We start from the raw sequence: 16,605 nt of genomic DNA on the forward strand, positions 1-16,605 counted from the left end.
GGAGGGGCCGGGTCCTAGGCTCGGCGCACCATGAGCAGCCTCTCCGAGCGCCTCACCCGCGGCACGGCGTCCAGCGCCGCCCAGATCGACCACGCCCGGCGCCTGGTCGCCGACTGGCAGCTGCTGGCCGACCTGGCGTTCGCCGACCTGACGCTGTGGGTGCCGCTGCCCTCGGGCTCGTGGTGGTGCGTCGCCCAGGTGCGGCCGCTCACCGCGCCGACCAGCCGGCCGGAGGACATGGTCGGCGCCGAGGTCGGCCCGGAGGAGGCCCGGCCGTTCGCAGTGGCCCAGCGCGACGGCCGGCCGGTCACCGAGGGGGAGCCCGACTGGACGGGGCACACCCCGCGCCGCCGGGAGGTGATCCCGGTCCGGCACGAGGGCGTGGGTATCGCCGTCCTGGCCAAGGACACCAACCTCGCGGTCACCCGCTCGCCGTCGACGCTGGAGCTGACCTACCTCGACATCGCCGCCGACCTCTGCCTCATGATCTCGGCCGGCACGTTCCCGCCGGGCACGCTCGAGGACGCGGAGATGAGCCCGCGGGTGGGCGACGGGCTGGTGCGCCTGGACGGCGCCGGACGGGTCAGCTACGCCAGCCCCAACGCGCTCTCGGCCTACCGGCGGATCGGGGTGGCCGGTGACCTGGCCGGCGCGACCCTCGCGGAGGTGACCTGCCGGGCGGTGACCGACCGGGTGGCGGGCGAGGCGGTCGCGGCCGGCATCACGGCGGCGGTCGCGGGGCGCTACCGACATCCCATGGACGTCGAGGCGGCCAGCGCCACCCTGCTGCTGCGGGCGCTGCCGCTCCAGGCTCCCGGCGCCGCCCCCGGCGCGCTGGTGCTGGTGCGCGACGTGACCGACGTCCGGCGGCGGGACCGGGCGCTGCTCACCAAGGACGCGACCATCCGGGAGATCCACCACCGGGTGAAGAACAACCTGCAGACGGTGGCCGCCCTGCTGCGCCTGCAGGCCCGCCGGATGACCGAGCCGGCGGCCCGGGCGGCGCTCGAGGAGTCGGTGCGCCGGGTCGCCTCGATCGCCGTCGTGCACGAGACGCTGGCCGGTAGCCGGGAGGACGTCGTCGACGTCGACGACGTCCTGGACCAGGTGCTGCCGATGCTCGGTGACCTCACCTCGGTGGGGCCGGCGGCCCGGACCCGGCGGACCGGCTCGTTCGGCGAGCTCCCGGCGGCGGCCGCGACACCGCTGGTCCTGGCGGTGACCGAGCTGCTGCACAACGCCGCGGAGCACGCCTTCCCCGAGGCGGAGCCCGGCGTCATCGAGCTGATCGCCGAGCGGGACGGCGAGGGCCTGCGGGTCCGCGTCCGGGACGACGGCCGGGGCCTGCCGCCGGACTTCGACCCGGCCGCCAGCGACGGGCTCGGCCTGCAGATCGTGCGCACGCTGGTGACCAGCGAGCTGGGCGGCAGCCTCACGATGGGGGCACCGGAAGGCCGGTCCGGCACCGAGGTGGTGCTGCACCTGCCGGGAGGTGCCTGGCCGCGTCGCTGAGCGCGCCGCCGGAAGACGCCGAGGCCGGTCCGGGGAGTCCCCGGACCGGCCTCGTGGCGGTCGGTGCGATCGCGGTGGTGCGGTGGGCCGCCGGGAAGCCCGGCAGCCGTCGTGGTGCCCCTGGTCAGGCGGTGTGCACCCGGGTGCGAGCCTGGCGCCGCTTCAGCGCGCGTCGCTCGTCCTCGGAGAGCCCACCCCAGACACCGGAGTCCTGACCGGAGCGCAGGGCCCAGTCCAGGCACGACGAGACCACCGGGCAGCGCTGGCACACGGCCTTCGCCTGCTCGATCTGGACCACGGCCGGACCTGTCGTCCCGATCGGGAAGAACAGCTCCGGATCCTCGTCCCGGCAGAGCGCGCGGTGGCGCCAGTCCATGGCGTTGTACTCCTCGATGTCGTCTACGGTCGGTGCGTCAGTCGCCTTGCTCGGTCTGCCATCGCCGGGCCGACACCGGGGTACCCAGCGCCATGGCGGCAGCGACTGCCTGCTTTGTTACCGGCAGGTTGCTTTCCAGCAGCGATGTTTTCACGTGCCGGACGCAAGTCAAGCGAATGAGGGTCCACGCTGACCCCCGCGTGAGCAACCTCACCACGGGCGTGGTAGGCCCGCCACTCGGCGGAGGGACTGCCCTTGCGCCCCGCCCGGGAAACCTGTCAGGCGATGACGCGCAGCGCGTCCGGGACGTTCCGGATGCGCACCCCGGTGGCGGTGCCGAGGTGGTCGCCGTCGACCTGCCAGCCCTGGGGGCGCACGGCTGTGACGGTGAGCTCCTGGAGGTCGTGCCACCGGTGCAGGCCACGCCCGCGCAGATCGGGCTCGGGCCGCATGGTCTGCCGCAGGGCGCGCAGCATCCGCGCGGTGGTCACGCGGCCCAGGGCGAAGACGTCGAGACCGGTGTCGAAGGAGGCCTGGGGCGTGGGGTTCACCGGCCGGGCCCCCAGGTAGGTCCAGGGGCTGACGTTGGACACCAGGCAGAGGAAGAGCTCCTCGAGGGGCGGTTCCCCGGGCACCTGCAGGGTCATGGCCGGCCGCCGGCGCTCCCGGCCGACGAGGAAGGCGGTGGTGCCCTCCCGGACGTAGAGCGCGCCGGTCGACCGGCGGCCCTGCGCGCGGCGGGCCTCCACCCGGGCGATCACCTCGGCGTCGAAACCGAAGCCGGCGGCGAACACGAACCACCGCGGATCGGTCCACCCGGGCCCGTCGGCGTCGGCGTCGGCGCGAGCGACCGCCTCCGCCGCGGACGGCGCCACACCGGTCACCGCCGCCGTGCTGGTCCCGGTGGCGCTCGCGGTGCCCAGCGACACCGACCGGGTGCGGCCCGCGCGCAGCGAGGCCAGGATCTCCGCGGTCGCCTCCACCGGGTCGCGGGACCGGCCCAGGGCCCGGGAGAACACGTTGGTCGAGCCACCCGGGACGACCGCCAGCGTGGGCACGCCCGCTCCGGGGCCGTCGGTCAGGAGCCCGTTGACCACCTCGTTCACCGTGCCGTCGCCACCGAGGGCGACGACCACGTCGATCCCCTCAGCGACGGCACGGGCGCCCAACTCCCGGGCGTGGCCGCGGTGGCCGGTCTCGGCGACGTCGACCTTCAACTCGCTGGCCAGAGCGCCCACCAGCACGTTCCGCATCTTCGCGGTGGTGGTGGTCGCCGCCGGGTTGACGACCACGAGCGCGCGCATGCGGCCAGGCTATCCAGCGGGTCCGCGGAGCCGTCGGACGGCGCGGGCGACGGGCCTGGCCGGAGGCGGGTGCCGCGTATCCTCGCCGTCGTGACCGAGGACCGCGGCGCGCCCGCTCCGCCGCCCCGTCGCCTGGCCGACCGGCTGTTCGGCCCCACGGCGGCCCAGCCGGCTCCCCGTCCCGCGGCGCCGCGGACCGAGGCGCCGCCGTCGCTGCGCCGGGCCGCGCTCGCGGTGGGGGTCGAGGCGGCGCTCTTCGCCCTCGGTGCGCTCGCGCTGCTGTTCCTCACGCTGACCGGTGACCCGGAGAGCGTGCCCCGCGCCCTGGCCGAGGTGGTGCTGGCCGCGCTGGCCGCCGGCGTCCTCGGTGCCGCCGCGCGCGGCCTGTGGCGGGTGGCGGGCTGGGCCCGCGGCCCGGTGGTGGCCCTGCAGCTGTTCCTGGGGCTGACCGGCTTCACCTTCGCCTTCACGGCCCAGCAGCCGCTGATCGGCCTGCCCATCCTGGCGCTGGTGGTCACCGTGCTCTACCTGCTGGCCACCCCCGAGTCCCGGCTGGCCTACCTGGACCGCTGACCGGCCCCGGCCGGGCCCCCGCTCAGATCAGCTCGATCACGTCGGCGATGGAGTCGAGCACCCGGCTGGGCCGGAAGGGGAAGCGCGCCACCTCGTCGGCCGCCGTGGACCCGGACAGCACGAGCACCGTCTCCAGGCCGGCCTCGATCCCGGCGACGACGTCGGTGTCCATGCGGTCGCCGACCATGATCGTGGACTCGGAGTGCGCCTGGATCCGGTTCATGGCGCTGCGGAACATCATCGGGTTGGGCTTGCCGACGAAGTAGGGCTTCGCGCCGGTCGCCGCGGTGATCATCGCGGCCACCGACCCGGTCGCCGGCAGCGGGCCCTCGGGGGAGGGGCCGGTGACGTCGGGGTTCGTGGCGATGAAGCGGGCGCCGCCGCCCACCAGGCGGATGGCCCGGGTGATCGCCTCGAACGAGTACGTGCGGGTCTCCCCGAGGACGACGTAGTCCGGATCGGTGTCGGTGAGGGTGTAGCCGGCTTCGTAGAGGGCCGTGGTCAGCCCGGCCTCGCCGATGACGTAGGCCGATCCGCCGGGCAGCTGGGTGGTGAGGAAGTCCGCCGTCGCCAGCGCGGAGGTCCAGATCGCCTCCTCCGGCACGAGCAGCCCCGTGCGGCTCAGCCGGGCCGCGAGGTCGCGGGGCGTGAAGATGGAGTTGTTGGTGAGGACGAGGAACCGGCGGCGCAGCTCGACCAGGCGGTCGAGGAAGTCCTTCGCCCCGGGGAGGGCGTGCCCCTCGTGGACGAGGACGCCGTCCATGTCGGTCAGCCAGCACTCGATCGGTCCGCGGTCGGTGGTCACGGGCCGAACGCTAGCGCCGGTCGGTCAGCCGCGGACGGCCGAGGCGAACGACGCGAGCGCGTCGTCGGTCAGCCGGAACACCGTCCACTCGTCCATGGGGACGGCTCCGGCGGCCCGGTAGAAGTCGATCGACGGGATGTTCCAGTCCAGCACCGACCACTCGAGCCGGGAGTAGCCGCGGTCCACGCACACCTGCGCGAGCGTGCGGAGCAGCTCCCGGCCGAGGCCCGTGCCGCGGTGCTGCGGCTGGACGTAGAGGTCCTCGAGGTAGACGCCGTGGGTGCCGCGCCAGGTGGAGAAGTTGAGGAACCACAGAGCCATGCCGACCACGCGTCCCCCGGACTCCGCGACGTGGCCGTACAGGGCGGGGGAGTCGCCGAACAGGCAGGCGGTGAGCTGCTCCTCGGTGAGCCGCACCTCGGGCAGCGCCTTCTCGTAGTCGGCCAGCTCCCGGACCAGCCCCACCACCGCGGGGACGTCCTCGGGACGGATCGGCCGGACGCTCATGACAGGACCTCCTTGAGGCGAGCCGGTACCAGCCGGCTCAGCGGGGAGAGCACCGGCACGAGCACCGGGGCGAAGAGGTAGCCGTAGGCCAGCACGCAGCCGGTGACCACCGGGAACAGGGCGAAGCCGATCACCAGCAGCACCGCCGTGGCGACCAGCCCGTAGGGCCGGCCGCTCTTCGGGCTGACCAGCGACCGGAACGACCGGAACCGGACGTTGGTCACCATCAGCACCGCCGGGACCGCCACCACCAGCAGCACCCACAGCCGGTCGCGGCCCTGCATGTCGTCGCCGAAGGCGAAGACCGAGGCCAGCACGACGCCGGCCGCGCCGGGGCTCGGCATGCCGATGAAGTACCGCTTGTCCGCGGTGGGGTCGATCGTGACGTTGAAGCGGGCCAGCCGGATGGCGGCGCACGCCACCCACAGGAAGCAGACCACCCAGCCGAGCGGGTCCCACTCGTCGCGGCCCTCGGAGAAGAGCGTGAACGCCAGCAGCGCCGGCGCGAGGCCGAAGGAGACCAGGTCGGCCAGCGAGTCGAACTGCAGGCCGAACGGCGTCACGGCACCGACCAGGCGGGCGACGGCGCCGTCGGTGATGTCGAACAGCACCGACAGGCCGATGAGGACCGCGGCGAGGGTGTGGTCGCCGCGGATGGACACCAGGATGGCGGCGAAGCCGCACAGCATGTTGCCGAGGGTGAAGAGGCTGGGCAGGGTGGCGAGCGCGCGCCGCCGGCTGCCCCGCACCGAGCCGCGGACGAACTCGACGGTGGCCGTGCGACGCGTCTGGGGTGGGCGCTGGCCCGACGCGGAGCTGGGCATGCGGCGCCCCCCTCAGCGGGCTGCGGGCCAGCGGGCGATGACGGTCTCGCCGCCCCGCAGCCGCTGCCCCGTCGCCACGGTGATCTCGCACTCGGGCGGCACGAACACGTCCATGCGCGAGCCGAACTTCATCAGCCCCATCCGCTCGCCGGTCGCCAGCGTCCGGCCGACCCCGGTGCGGGTGACGATCCGGCGGGCCAGCACGCCGACGATCTGCCGGAAGACCACGGTGCGGTCGCCGTCGCGCAGCCGGATCTCGCTGCGCTCGTTCCGGTGCGCCGACTCCTTGCGGTAGGCGGCCAGGAAGCTGCCCGGGCGGTAGGAGCTCTCCACGACCTCCCCGCGGTACGGCGAGCGGTTGACGTGCACGTCCACGACGGACAGGAAGACGCTCACCTGCTGCCAGTCGCCCTCGGGGGCGACGCCGTCCTGCGGTGTCCCGGCGACCATCACCACGCCGTCGGCGGGGGACAGGACGTCGTCCGGCCCGGGCGGCACCGAGTCGCACCGCCGGTCGGGGTCCCGGAAGAACAGGGCCATGTAGGCCGACAGCCCCAGGAACGGCCAGACGGCCCAGCGGCGTCCGGCCACGCCGAGGGCAGCGGCGGGGAGGAGGGGTCCGGTGATGAAAGGCCACCCGGCCCGGTCGATGCGCATGGTGCCCGAACGGTACCGGCCCACCCGCGGGGCGGCCCGGACGTCCGGGGTCAGGCGGGCGCCGAGGCGCGTCCGGGGTCGGCGCCGAACTCGCTGGTGCGCCCGCGGGGGCGGCCGCCGTACCAGTCCAGGCACACCATCGTGGCGTCGTCCCGCAGGTCGCCGCCCGTGGCCCGCAGGACCGCCGCGCCCAGCTCGTGGACGACCTCCCGGGGGTGCAGGGCCGCGCTGTCGGCCAGGGCGGCCGCGACGTCGAGGGAGGCGGCGTTGCGCTCCAGCATGCCGTCGGTCAGGAAGACGATCCGGTCGCCGGGTTCGAGCGGGAAGGGCTGCACGGAGAACGACTTGCCCGGCAGGACGCCGAACGGCGCCTCGACGGCGAGCTCGACCTCCTCGACCTTCCCGTCCCGGAGGCGCAGCGGGAGCGTGTGCCCGGCGTTCACGATCTGCGCGATGCCGGAGTGCAGCTCCACCCGGAGCAGCTGCCCGGTCACGAACTGGCCGGGCACGCTGTTCTCGGCGAGCGAGTCGTTGGCGTACCGCGCCTGGTTGCCGAGGTCGTGGCCCTGGCGGCGCCCGTTCCGCAGGGCACCGACCAGCAGCGTGGCCAGGAGCGCCGCCTCCACCTGGTGCCCGACCGCGTCGGTGATCGACAGCTGCAGGCAGTCGCGGTCCAGCGTGTAGTCGAAGGTGTCGCCACCCACCGAGCTGGCCGGCTCCAGCCACCCGGCGAGGGTGAACTGTCCCGCCTCGCAGGTGTAGGACGGTGGCAGCAGCCGGCGCTGGATCTCCGCGGCGAGCGCGAAGGGCGTGGAGCGCTGGCCCCACTCGAAGACGTCGGTGTGCCGGCGCGCGGCGATGACGACGTAGGCCAGGGCGTGGGCGGCGCTGCCGATGTCGGCGATCTCGTCGTTCGACGGGTAGCGGGGGAGGTCGAGCTCGAGCAGGCCGATGGCGTCGCCGCGGTCGGTGACCGGGACGACCACCCGGGCGCCGTCGCCGAGCGGTCGCACGTCGGGCTGCTGGGTGCGCAGGACCTGCTCGTACCGCGTCCCGGGCAGTGGGAGCGTCTCGGCCTGCTCCACGCCGTGGCCGCGTGCGCCCGGGACCCGGCCCGCGGAGGTGAGGCGGACGACCGCCCGCCCGCTGAAGTCCGCCAGCAGCAGCGTCACCGCGGTCGCGTCGACCATGTCGCCCAGCTCCGCGGCGACCACCTCGACGGCCTCGATGGGGGCTGCCGCCTCCACCTCCTGCAGCACGGCGCCGACGTCGATCACGGGGACTCCTGACTCGGGCAGCGAGACGTCGCGGGACGTCCACGGTCGGTGCTGTGTGCCCGGGCGGCGCCGGAGGTGAACGTGCTGTTCACCACCGGTGTCCCGGCGTTCGCGGAGCCGGCCGGTGACGGACCGCGGACGCCGGACGGCGCCGGCCGACGAGCGTCGACCGGCGCCGTCCGGGGCGCGGTGGAGAGGGTCAGGCGGCGGCCTTCGTCTCCCAGAAGATCTTGTCGATCTCGGCGATGTAGTCGAGCAGCTTCTGGCCCTCGGCGGGGTCCATGCTGCCCTTGCCGCCGGCCGCGCCGGCCTGCTTGGTGGCCTTGTTGAACAGCTCGTGCAGCTGCGGGTACTTCTCGAAGTGCGGGGGCTTGAAGTAGTCGGTCCACAGCACCCACAGGTGGTGCTTGACGAGGTCCGCCCGCTGCTCCTTGATCAGGATGGCGCGGGTGCGGAAGACCGGGTCCTCGTTGCCCTGGTACTTCTCCTGGATGGCCTTGACCGACTCCGCCTCGATGCGGGCCTGGGCCGGGTCGTAGACGCCGCAGGGGAGGTCGCAGTGCGCGGTGGCCTCCACGGCGGAGAACATGCGGGTGAGACGCATGGATGTGCCTCCGATGATCGTGGGGTTGTGTCGTCTGCGACCCTACTCGCGGTGACCGACGGCGACAGTGCGGGAGAGCGCGCGGATCCGCTGCCCAGCGCGTGGACCCTGGTGCGCGTCAGCGGTCCGTCGATGTCCCCGACCGTGCGCTCCGGTGACCGGCTGCTGGCCCGGCGCCTCCGCCCCGGCGGCCGGGTAAGCCCCGGCGACGTCGTCCTGGCCCGGTTCCCGGCGCGGCCGGAGCTGCTGGTGGTCAAGCGGGTGCGCCGGGCAGTCGACGGCGGGCACTGGGTCGAGGGCGACAACCGGTTCGTCACCGACGACAGCCGGTCCTTCGGTGCCGCCGTCGTCGTGGGCCGGGTGGTCGGCCGGCTGTGGCCCCGCCCCGGCCGGCTGCCGGCCGCGCCGCCGTCAGACCTGGCGTAGCTGGGCGTACCGCGCCGCGCACTCGGCCATCGTCGGCAGCAGGCCCTGCTCGCGCGCCTCGGCCAGGGTCGGCGCCGCCCGGTCCTTGGCCGACAGCTCGAGCTCGACGTCCGGCGGCCAGGGCAGGTCCAGGTCGGGGTCCAGCGGGGAGACGCCGAACTCCCGCCCCGGGTCGTAGCCCGAGGAGACCAGGTAGGTGACGGAGCTGCGGTCCTCCAGGGCGACGAAGGCGTGGCCGAGCCCCTCGGCGAGGTAGACAGCGCGCGGCTGGTCGCTGTCGAGCAGCACCGCGTCGTGCACGCCGAACGTGGGGGAGTCGACCCGCACGTCGACGACGACGTCGAGCACCCGGCCGGCCGGGCAGTAGACGTACTTGGCCTGGCCGGGGGGCACGAGCGCGAAGTGCACCCCGCGGAGGACGCCCCGCGCGGAGACGCTGTGGTTGGCCTGGGCGAGGGGAAGGGCGTGTCCCACTGTCTGGGAAAGCAGGTCGGCCCGGTACCACTCCGTGAAACGACCACGCGTGTCGCCGTGCGGCACCAGGTCGAGCACGTAGCTGTCGGGCACGGCGAGCTCGCGGATCTCCACGAGCCACACCGTAGCGATCGGGGGCCGTCGCCCCCGGTTACGCTGCTGTGCCCATGAGCGGAAATGCGGCGCCCGGGAACCACGTCAGCACCGACCGCTTCGCCGCCGACCCGGCGTTCGCGGTGCACGAGGGCGGCAAGCTCTCCGTGGCGTCCACCCGCTCGATCAACTCGATCGCCGACCTCGCGCTCACCTACACCCCGGGCGTCGCCCGGGTGTCGAGCGCCATCGCCGCCGAGCCCGAGCTGGCCCGCCGGTTCACCTGGGCGCCCCGGGTCGTGGCCGTCGTCTCCGACGGCACCGCCGTGCTGGGGCTGGGCGACATCGGGCCCGCCGCCGCGCTGCCGGTGATGGAGGGCAAGGCCTGCCTGTTCAGCGAGTTCGCCGGCCTCTCCTCGGTGCCGATCGTGCTGTCCACGACCGACGTCGACGCGATCGTGGAGACCGTCGCCGCGATGGCCCCGTCCTTCGGGGGCATCAACCTCGAGGACATCAGCGCCCCGCGCTGCTTCGAGATCGAGGCCCGGCTGCGCGAGCGGCTGGACATCCCGGTGATGCACGACGACCAGCACGGGACGGCGATCGTCGTGCTCGCCGCGCTGCGCAACGCCGCGAAGGTGGTCGGCCGCGAGCTGGGCGACCTGCGGGTCGTGGTCTCCGGCGCCGGGGCCGCGGGGGTCGCGTGCACCAAGATCCTGCTCGAGGCGGGCGTCCGCGACATCGCCGTCGCCGACTCGCAGGGCATCCTGCACGCCGGCCGCGAGGCGCTGACCGGCAGCAAGCAGTGGCTGGTGGACAACACCAACGAGTCGGGGTTCGCCGGCTCGATGGTGTCGGCCCTGGCGGGGGCCGACGTCTACCTGGGTGTCTCCGGCGGCTCGGTGCCCGAGGCGGCGATCGCCTCGATGGCGGAGAGCTGCATCGTCTTCTCGCTGGCCAACCCCATCCCCGAGGTGGACCCGCAGATGGCGGCGAAGTACGCCGCCGTCGTCGCCACCGGGCGCAGCGACCTGCCCAACCAGATCAACAACGTGCTCGCCTTCCCGGGCGTCTTCCGCGGCGCCATCGACGCCGGGGCCACCGGCATCACCGAGGAGATGAAGCTGGCGGCGGCCACCGCGATCGCCGACGTGGTCGGGGACGACCTGCGGGCCGACTACATCGTCCCGAGCCCGCTGGACCGCCGGGTCGCCGCCGCCGTCGCCGAGGCCGTCGGGGCCTGCGCCCGGGAGCAGGGCGTCACCCGCTGACCGGCGCCGCCGCGACGGTCGGCCGGTAGACCCGGCCGAGGACGCCGGCGAGCAGCCGCTCGGCGACCGGCCGGGGGAGCGCGGCGACCAGCGCGTGCACCGGCGCCATCCGCTCGGGGAGCGCTCCGCCGGAGACCCCGGCGAGCTCCAGGAGCGCCTCGACCTCGGCGACGGTCAGCGCCGACGGGTCGATCGTGGCGGCCGCGGCCACCAGGTCCGGGTCGGGCACCGGGCGCGGCAGCCCGGCGGCCGCGCGGGTCGCGTCGCGGAGGTCGGCCAGCAGCGCGTCCACCCGCCCGGCGGTCGCGGCCGTGACGGTCAGGTGGACCGTGGCGGGCAGGTCGCCGCCGTCCTGGGGGAACGGCGGCTGCGGCTGGATCAGCCAGCCGCGGGCCGTCATCTCGTCGGCCAGGTTCAGCACGTCGACCCCGTCCGGCCCCTCCTCGGCCAGCGCCACCAACGTGGCCACCGGCCGGCCGACCACCCGCAGCCCGGGGACGGCCGCGATCCCGTCGGCCAGCCGCACGGTGGCGTCCCGGGCTCCGAGGGCCAACTCCCGGTAGCCCTCCGTGCCCAGCCACCGGTGCACCGCCCAGGCGGCGGCCATGGCGCCGGCCGGGCGGGTGCCGGCCAGCGTCGGGTTGACCACCGGGTACCCCGGCCAGCCCGCCGTGGTGAACCAGTGCGCGTGCCGCAGCTCGGGGGTGGCCGTGAGCAGCACCGAGACGCCCTTGGGGGCGTAGCCGTACTTGTGCAGGTCCACCGACAGCGAGGTCACCCCCGGCACGGAGAGGTCGAACGGCTCGGGGACGTCGTCGAGGAAGGGCAGCACCCAGCCCCCGATGCAGGCGTCGACGTGGCAGGGCACCCCGGCGGCGGCCGCCAGCCCGGCGATCTCACCGATCGGGTCGAGGACGCCGTGCGGGTAGGACGGGGCGCTGACCACCACCAGCACCGTCCGCTCGTCCAGCAACCGCACCACCGCCGACGGGTCGGCCCGGCAGGTGACCGGATCGACCGGCACGTCGCGCACCTCGACGTCGAACAGGTGCGCCGCCTTCCGGAACGCCGCGTGCGCGGTCACCGGCAGCAGCAGCACCGGGCGACCGGTGCCGCCCGCCGCCCGCCAGCGCTCCCGGGCGGCGAGGACGGCCAGCTGGCAGCTCTCGGTGCCGCCGCTGGTCAGCGTGCCGACGGCGTCCGGGCCGCCCCCGAGCAGTGCCAGGGCCGCCCCGACGAGGTCGTTCTCGATCCGCGCCACGCTGGGGAAGGCGGTCGGGTCCAGGGCGTTGGTCCACTGGAACGCCACCTGGGCCGCGCCGGCCAGCGCGTCGACGTCGGTTCTGCCGGAGTCGTAGACGTAGGCCATGGTGGCGCCACCGTGCGTGGGCACGTCGCCGGCCTGCAGCGCGGTGAGCTCTGCGAGCACGTCCTGCGGGTTCACGCGGGGACCTCCTGGGCGGGGGTGGGATCGAGCCGGTACCGGATGAGGACGGGGATGCTGGCCAGCACGAACAGGGCCGGGACGACCGTGAACCCGAGGCGGACGGCGAGCACGGCGGTGCCGGACTGGGTGACGACCTCGTCGCCGGTCGTGGAGACGTAGCCGGCCAGGGCCAGCAGGGCGCCGAGCAGGCCGGGCCCGATGGCGAGGCCGAGGGTCTCCGCAGCCGTCCAGACGCCGGTGAACACGCCGGCCCGGCGCTCCCCGGACGCCGCCTCGTCGGCGGCGATCACGTCCGGGAGCATCGCCAGCGGGAACATCTGCATGCCGGCGTACCCCACCCCGACGAGCACCACGAGCGGCAGCGCGACGGCGGTGCCGCCCGCGGGGACCGCGGCGAGCAGCGCGGCGCCGGTGCCGAACAGGGCCGAGGAGAGCACCAGCCCCTGCCGCTTGCCCAGGCGGCGGCTGACCCGCAGCCACAGCGGCATGACCAGGATGGCCGGGGCGACGAGGGCGGCGAACAGCACCGTGCCGGCCGCCGGATCGCCCAGCACCTGCTCGGAGAAGTAGGGCACCCCGGCCAGCATCACGCCGATGCCCAGCGCCTGGACCACGAAGCCGGTCAGCAGCACCCGGAACGGGCCTGACCGCCAGGCCAGCGCCAGGGTGGCGCCCAGCCGGCCCTCGCTGCGCACCCGCGTCAGGGTCGGTGCCCGCCGGGTGCCGGCGACCGCGCCGAGCATCCCGGCCGCCAGCAGCACCGCCACGAACACCGCCATCGCCAGGTAGCCGCCGCGCCCACCGCCGGCGAGGTCGACGACGGCCGGTGCGCCGGCCCCCGCCAGCAGGATGCCCAGCGCCAGCGCGGCGACCCGCCACGACATGAGCGTCGAGCGCTCGTCGGGGTCGTCGGTGATCTCCGCCGGCTGGGCGACGTAGGGCACCTGGAAGCAGCCGTAGGCGGTGGCGGCCAGCAGGAAGGTGGCCGCCACCCAGGCGGCGGCGAGCGCCGGAGGAGCGCTCGGGCCGGCGAACACGAGCACGAACAGCGGGGGCAGGGCCAGGCCGCCCGCGAGCATCCAGGGCCGGCGGGGGCCCCAGCGGCTCGCGGTGCGGTCCGAGCGGCTGCCGATCCACGGGTTGAGCCAGACGTCCCACGCCTTGGGGAGGAAGACCACCAGGCCCGCGATCCCTGCGGCGACGCCGAGCACGTCGGTCAGGTAGTACAGGAGGAGCAGCCCGGGCACCGTCCCGAACGCCGCCGTCCCGATCGAGCCCGCCGCGTAACCCAGGTGGGTGCCGCGGCCGAGCCGGGGCGCGGGGGAGACGGGCGTCACAGTTCCCGCACCGTAGTGGGTCGGGTCAATCCCCCTTCACGTTGACCAGCTGCCGCAGCGTGTGCCGGACCTCCACGAGATCGGCGGCGTCGGCCATGACCCGGTCCACGTCCTTGTAGGCAGCGGGGATCTCGTCGAGGAAGGCGTCGCTGTGCCGCCACTCGATCCCGCGCATCGACTCCTCCAGCTGGGCCCGGGTGAAGGTCCTGCGCGCCTTCGTCCGGGAGAACACCCGCCCCGCGCCGTGCGGCGAGCTGTTCAGCGACTCCGGGTTGCCGAGGCCGGCGACCACGTAGCTGGCGGTGCCCATCGAGCCGGGGATGAGCCCGGCCTGCCCGCGTTCCGCCTGGATGGCGCCCTTGCGGGACACCCAGAGCTCGGTCCCGAAGTGCTTCTCGTGCTGGGTGAAGTTGTGATGGCAGTTCACCCGCTCCAGCTCCGGTGTCGCGTCGGCGCGCATGTGCCGGGCCAGGCAGTCGGCCACCCGGTCCATCATCTCCTCGCGGTTGAGCAGCGCGAAGTGCTGCGCCCACCGCAGCTCGGCGATGTACCGGTCGAACTCGGGGGTGCCCTCGTCGAGCCAGGCGAGGTCGCGGTCGGGCAGGTCCAGGCCGTCGCGGCGGGCCCGCTCCTGCGCGATCGCTATGTGCTTCTGGGCGATCCTGTTGCCCACCCCGCGGCTGCCGGAGTGCAGGAACAGCCACACCCGCTGCTGCTCGTCGGCGGTGACCTCGATGAAGTGGTTGCCCGAGCCGAGGCTGCCCAGCTGCATCGCCCAGTTCGGCGCCGTCGTCGTCACCGAGTGCAGCACCCGCTCGCCGAGCTCGTCGGCCTTCGCCTCCAGCTCGGCGACGCGCGTCCGCGCGGTCCCGGTCAGCTTCTTGTTGTACCTCCCGGCCGAGAGGGGCACCGCGCGCTCGATGTCCCCGCGCAGGGGCGCCAGCGGGCCACGCGCCCGCACCTCGTCCACCGACCACGGCGTCCGGACGGCGATCATGCCGCAGCCGATGTCGACGCCGACCGCCGCCGGGATGATCGCGGCCCGGGTCGGCAGCACGGAGCCGACGGTCGCGCCCTTGCCGAGGTGCGCGTCCGGCATGAGTGCCACGTGCGGGTCGACGATGTCGAGGGAGGCGGTGCGCTCGGCCTGCCGCAGCGTCTCGTCGTCGAGGATGCTCGCCCAGTTCAGGAGTTTGTCCGACAGTCTTTCCACTCCCGGAGTCTGCCGCTCCGGAGCGGTTGCGGCGAACGGTTTGTCCCACCGGGGGCTCGCGGGTACGGGGCCGCGCATGGGAACCAGCAGGGCGGCGGTCGCCGCCTCAGGGCAGTGGGTCGATCCCGACGACGGGATCCGGTACCCGGCGGGGGAGGTCCACGCGTGGGAGCGCGGGCGCAACGAGACGGCGTGCGGCCTGTCGCTGCACCGCTCCCGGCTGACCCGCTTCCCGCACGTCGGCTGGCCCGACGTGCAGCCGGAGTCCGGCCGGCACGCCGAGGAGGTGCAGGAGGTCTGCCGTCGCTGCCGGGCGGCCCAGGGGGCGCGCCGGGACGACCGCGGCTGGACCCGGACCAACCCCCGCCCGTGACGTCGCGCGGCATCAGCCCGAGCTGAGCAGCCGGTCCACGATCGGGTCGACGGCGAGGTGCAGCTCGGTGTTCGTGTAGGCGAACGCGACGGTGGCGGCCACGAACAGCGGCACCAGGGCCACCTTCTCCACGGTGGCGCCGGTGCGGATGGGGGAGAGGGCCAGGCGCTTGCGCCGGACCAGCCAGAGCAGCGGCACCGGCACGCCGGCGGTGGTGATCGCGTCGCCGGCGATGTGGGTCAGCACGCCGGCGGCGACCGCCCAGGGCAGCCAGGAGGGCGTGGTCGTGTGGTCCAGCAGCAGCCAGGAGCCGCCCCACGACAGCACCAGGTTGCCCAGGATCGTCGTCTCGGTGCGCCCGGGGATGACGAAGTGCAGGGCGCGCAGCGCGAGCCCGATGGCCAGCGCGAGCACCAGCAGGCTGGACCAGAACGCGCCGGAGGCCGCCACGGCCAGCGCGCCGAAGGCGAGCGGGGCGAGCACGGCGTCGTGGGTGCCCCAGCGGTGCCCGCCGGAGAGCGTCCCGATCGCGCCCGCGGGCACGTCGGTGACCGGACCCCACATGTCCGAGACGGTGGAGTTGCGGTGGTCGAGGTCGGGGAGCATCGCGAATCCGCCGACGGCGGCTACCCAGGCCGCCTGCCCGATCGCTCCCTGCACGGGCGCCCACGGCAGCGTGGCGGCGCCGGCGGCGAGGCCGGAGAGCGCGTGGGAGTGACCGAGCACGTGCCCAGCGTGCCGCCGCGCCGCGGCCGGCCCGGGCAGGCGCTGCGGCGTGTCCGCGACCTTCAGTCGCCGAGCAGGTGGCGCAGCAGCCGCTCGGGCGCGTCGAAGAAGGCCTGCCAGTCGCGGACCAGGTCCAGCTCCGCCCAGGAGCGCTCGGCGAACCCCGATCCGTCGAGCTCGTACACACGGGCACCCGGGAGCGCGGCGAGCACGGGGGAGTGGGTGGCCAGCAGGACCTGGGAGCCGGTGGACGCGACGCCGTGCAGCAGCGCCATCAGCCGCAGCGAGGACCGGAACGACAGCGCCGATTCCGGCTCGTCGAGCACCCACAGCCCGCGCTCGGTGGTCCGCGACTCCAGCAGGGCGAGGAAGCCCTCGCCGTGGGAGCGGGCGTTGAGCGGGACGCCGTCGAAGGCGCGCAGTTCGTGGGCGGTGCTGTCGATGCCGGTGAAGACGCCGTGCATGGCCTCGCCGCGCAGCCAGACGCCGCCCTGCGGTCGGGGGCGTTCGCCGGTGAGCTCCAGGTCCCGCCACAGGTCGGCGTCCTCGGTGGAGGGCATCGGGCCCCAGTGCTTCACCGCAGCGGTCAGCGAGGCGCGCCAGGCGTGCGCGACCGCCTCGACGAGCGTGGACTTGCCGGAGCCGTTCTCCCCGACGACCACCGTGAGCGGGGCGAGCCCCATCCCGCCGGAGCGCAGCTGCGCGACGCCCGGCAGCGCCCAGAACCAGGCGCCGGGATCGGTGACGTCGGCGCGGACGTGCACCCGCGACAGCGGCAGGTCCGCCACCGCGGGTGGGCGCACGTC

General features: G+C 74.7%; 19 protein-coding genes. 5 read left to right on the forward strand and 14 right to left on the reverse strand.

Annotation, left to right across the window (positions count from 1 at the left end; all coding sequences use genetic code 11):
- Nucleotides 1–30: 30 nt before the first annotated feature.
- The gene (locus tag ACI790_RS12620; protein ID WP_456570115.1) at nucleotides 31–1,512 is read left to right on the forward strand and encodes a sensor histidine kinase; all 1,482 of its coding nucleotides are present in this window, start codon (nucleotides 31–33) and stop codon (nucleotides 1,510–1,512) included.
- Nucleotides 1,513–1,636: 124 nt separating this feature from the next.
- On the opposite strand, the gene ACI790_RS12625 is transcribed toward ACI790_RS12620, so the two are convergent.
- Nucleotides 1,637–1,888, reverse strand: coding sequence for a WhiB family transcriptional regulator (locus ACI790_RS12625; RefSeq protein ID WP_269193302.1), 252 nt, complete (start codon nucleotides 1,886–1,888; stop codon nucleotides 1,637–1,639).
- A gap of 278 nt (nucleotides 1,889–2,166) precedes the next feature.
- Nucleotides 2,167–3,192: a diacylglycerol/lipid kinase family protein gene (locus ACI790_RS12630; protein WP_456570116.1), complete on the reverse strand. Its 1,026-nt coding sequence runs from the start codon at nucleotides 3,190–3,192 to the stop codon at nucleotides 2,167–2,169.
- Nucleotides 3,193–3,282: 90 nt separating this feature from the next.
- Here ACI790_RS12630 and ACI790_RS12635 point away from each other — a divergent pair, with 90 nt between their 5' ends.
- On the forward strand, nucleotides 3,283–3,765 hold the full coding sequence (locus ACI790_RS12635; RefSeq protein ID WP_456570117.1) for a hypothetical protein: 483 nt from the start codon (nucleotides 3,283–3,285) through the stop codon (nucleotides 3,763–3,765).
- A 22-nt stretch (nucleotides 3,766–3,787) separates the two neighbouring features.
- Here the strand turns inward: ACI790_RS12635 and ACI790_RS12640 are convergent, their stop codons facing one another.
- The 6 genes from ACI790_RS12640 to sodN all read right to left on the reverse strand — a co-directional run bounded on the left by ACI790_RS12640 (nucleotide 3,788) and on the right by sodN (nucleotide 8,439).
- Nucleotides 3,788–4,570 carry an HAD-IIA family hydrolase gene (locus tag ACI790_RS12640; protein ID WP_456570118.1) on the reverse strand — a complete coding sequence of 261 codons (783 nt, stop codon included), beginning with the start codon at nucleotides 4,568–4,570 and terminating at the stop codon, nucleotides 3,788–3,790.
- Between the two features lie 24 nt (nucleotides 4,571–4,594).
- Complete coding sequence (locus ACI790_RS12645; RefSeq protein WP_456570119.1) at nucleotides 4,595–5,077, reverse strand: N-acetyltransferase family protein; 483 nt, start codon at nucleotides 5,075–5,077, stop codon at nucleotides 4,595–4,597.
- Nucleotides 5,074–5,901 (reverse strand): CDP-diacylglycerol--serine O-phosphatidyltransferase, encoded by an 828-nt coding sequence (gene pssA / locus ACI790_RS12650; protein WP_456570120.1) that lies wholly within the window; start codon nucleotides 5,899–5,901, stop codon nucleotides 5,074–5,076. The genes ACI790_RS12645 and pssA overlap by 4 nt, the downstream gene beginning before the upstream one ends.
- Nucleotides 5,902–5,913: 12 nt before the next feature.
- On the reverse strand, nucleotides 5,914–6,558 hold the full coding sequence (locus ACI790_RS12655; RefSeq protein ID WP_456570121.1) for a phosphatidylserine decarboxylase: 645 nt from the start codon (nucleotides 6,556–6,558) through the stop codon (nucleotides 5,914–5,916).
- A gap of 50 nt (nucleotides 6,559–6,608) precedes the next feature.
- A complete protein-coding gene (locus ACI790_RS12660; protein WP_456570122.1) occupies nucleotides 6,609–7,835 on the reverse strand; it encodes a PP2C family protein-serine/threonine phosphatase in 1,227 nt (408 codons plus the stop codon).
- A gap of 199 nt (nucleotides 7,836–8,034) precedes the next feature.
- Nucleotides 8,035–8,439 carry a superoxide dismutase, Ni gene (gene sodN, locus ACI790_RS12665; protein ID WP_179709562.1) on the reverse strand — a complete coding sequence of 135 codons (405 nt, stop codon included), beginning with the start codon at nucleotides 8,437–8,439 and terminating at the stop codon, nucleotides 8,035–8,037.
- Between the two features lie 51 nt (nucleotides 8,440–8,490).
- Between sodN and ACI790_RS12670 the strand changes: the two genes are divergently transcribed.
- The gene (locus ACI790_RS12670) at nucleotides 8,491–8,865 is read left to right on the forward strand and encodes a S26 family signal peptidase (protein ID WP_456570123.1); all 375 of its coding nucleotides are present in this window, start codon (nucleotides 8,491–8,493) and stop codon (nucleotides 8,863–8,865) included.
- On the opposite strand, the gene ACI790_RS12675 is transcribed toward ACI790_RS12670, so the two are convergent.
- Nucleotides 8,851–9,453 carry a dTDP-4-dehydrorhamnose 3,5-epimerase family protein gene (locus ACI790_RS12675; RefSeq protein ID WP_456570124.1) on the reverse strand — a complete coding sequence of 201 codons (603 nt, stop codon included), beginning with the start codon at nucleotides 9,451–9,453 and terminating at the stop codon, nucleotides 8,851–8,853. The two genes, ACI790_RS12670 and ACI790_RS12675, sit on opposite strands and share 15 nt — an antisense overlap.
- A 53-nt stretch (nucleotides 9,454–9,506) precedes the next feature.
- Here ACI790_RS12675 and ACI790_RS12680 point away from each other — a divergent pair, with 53 nt between their 5' ends.
- Complete coding sequence (locus ACI790_RS12680) at nucleotides 9,507–10,703, forward strand: NAD(P)-dependent malic enzyme (RefSeq protein WP_456570125.1); 1,197 nt, start codon at nucleotides 9,507–9,509, stop codon at nucleotides 10,701–10,703.
- On the opposite strand, the gene ACI790_RS12685 is transcribed toward ACI790_RS12680, so the two are convergent.
- The 3 genes from ACI790_RS12685 to ACI790_RS12695 are packed head-to-tail and all read right to left on the reverse strand — an operon-like array spanning nucleotide 10,693 to nucleotide 14,700.
- Nucleotides 10,693–12,147: a pyridoxal phosphate-dependent decarboxylase family protein gene (locus tag ACI790_RS12685; RefSeq protein WP_456570126.1), complete on the reverse strand. Its 1,455-nt coding sequence runs from the start codon at nucleotides 12,145–12,147 to the stop codon at nucleotides 10,693–10,695. The genes ACI790_RS12680 and ACI790_RS12685 overlap by 11 nt on opposite strands.
- Nucleotides 12,144–13,487, reverse strand: a complete 1,344-nt coding sequence (locus tag ACI790_RS12690; RefSeq protein WP_456570127.1) for an MFS transporter — start codon at nucleotides 13,485–13,487, stop codon at nucleotides 12,144–12,146. The genes ACI790_RS12685 and ACI790_RS12690 overlap by 4 nt, the downstream gene beginning before the upstream one ends.
- A 25-nt stretch (nucleotides 13,488–13,512) precedes the next feature.
- Nucleotides 13,513–14,700 (reverse strand): RtcB family protein, encoded by a 1,188-nt coding sequence (locus tag ACI790_RS12695; protein WP_456570128.1) that lies wholly within the window; start codon nucleotides 14,698–14,700, stop codon nucleotides 13,513–13,515.
- A 76-nt stretch (nucleotides 14,701–14,776) separates the two neighbouring features.
- On the opposite strand from ACI790_RS12695, the gene ACI790_RS12700 reads away from it, so the two are divergent.
- Nucleotides 14,777–15,073 (forward strand): hypothetical protein, encoded by a 297-nt coding sequence (locus ACI790_RS12700; RefSeq protein ID WP_456570129.1) that lies wholly within the window; start codon nucleotides 14,777–14,779, stop codon nucleotides 15,071–15,073.
- A 12-nt stretch (nucleotides 15,074–15,085) separates the two neighbouring features.
- Here ACI790_RS12700 and ACI790_RS12705 read toward each other — a convergent pair whose 3' ends face one another.
- Complete coding sequence (locus ACI790_RS12705) at nucleotides 15,086–15,799, reverse strand: metal-dependent hydrolase (protein WP_456570130.1); 714 nt, start codon at nucleotides 15,797–15,799, stop codon at nucleotides 15,086–15,088.
- Nucleotides 15,800–15,861: 62 nt separating this feature from the next.
- A complete protein-coding gene (locus ACI790_RS12710) occupies nucleotides 15,862–16,602 on the reverse strand; it encodes an AAA family ATPase (RefSeq protein WP_456570131.1) in 741 nt (246 codons plus the stop codon).
- Nucleotides 16,603–16,605: the final 3 nt, after the last annotated feature.

The sequence above is a fragment of the Blastococcus sp. SYSU DS0539 genome, from assembly GCF_054050855.1.

Bases quoted from the DNA above. Each gene is read 5' to 3' on its own strand.
- ACI790_RS12625 (WP_269193302.1), bottom strand. From the start codon at position 1,888: ATGGACTGGCGCCACCGCGCGCTCTGCCGGGACGAGGATCCGGAGCTG.
- ACI790_RS12700 (WP_456570129.1), top strand. From the start codon at position 14,777: ATGGGAACCAGCAGGGCGGCGGTCGCCGCCTCAGGGCAGTGGGTCGAT.
- ACI790_RS12680 (WP_456570125.1), top strand. From the start codon at position 9,507: ATGAGCGGAAATGCGGCGCCCGGGAACCACGTCAGCACCGACCGCTTC.
- ACI790_RS12630 (WP_456570116.1), bottom strand. From the start codon at position 3,192: ATGCGCGCGCTCGTGGTCGTCAACCCGGCGGCGACCACCACCACCGCG.
- ACI790_RS12655 (WP_456570121.1), bottom strand. From the start codon at position 6,558: ATGCGCATCGACCGGGCCGGGTGGCCTTTCATCACCGGACCCCTCCTC.
- sodN (WP_179709562.1), bottom strand. From the start codon at position 8,439: ATGCGTCTCACCCGCATGTTCTCCGCCGTGGAGGCCACCGCGCACTGC.
- ACI790_RS12645 (WP_456570119.1), bottom strand. From the start codon at position 5,077: ATGAGCGTCCGGCCGATCCGTCCCGAGGACGTCCCCGCGGTGGTGGGG.
- ACI790_RS12620 (WP_456570115.1), top strand. From the start codon at position 31: ATGAGCAGCCTCTCCGAGCGCCTCACCCGCGGCACGGCGTCCAGCGCC.
- pssA (WP_456570120.1), bottom strand. From the start codon at position 5,901: ATGCCCAGCTCCGCGTCGGGCCAGCGCCCACCCCAGACGCGTCGCACG.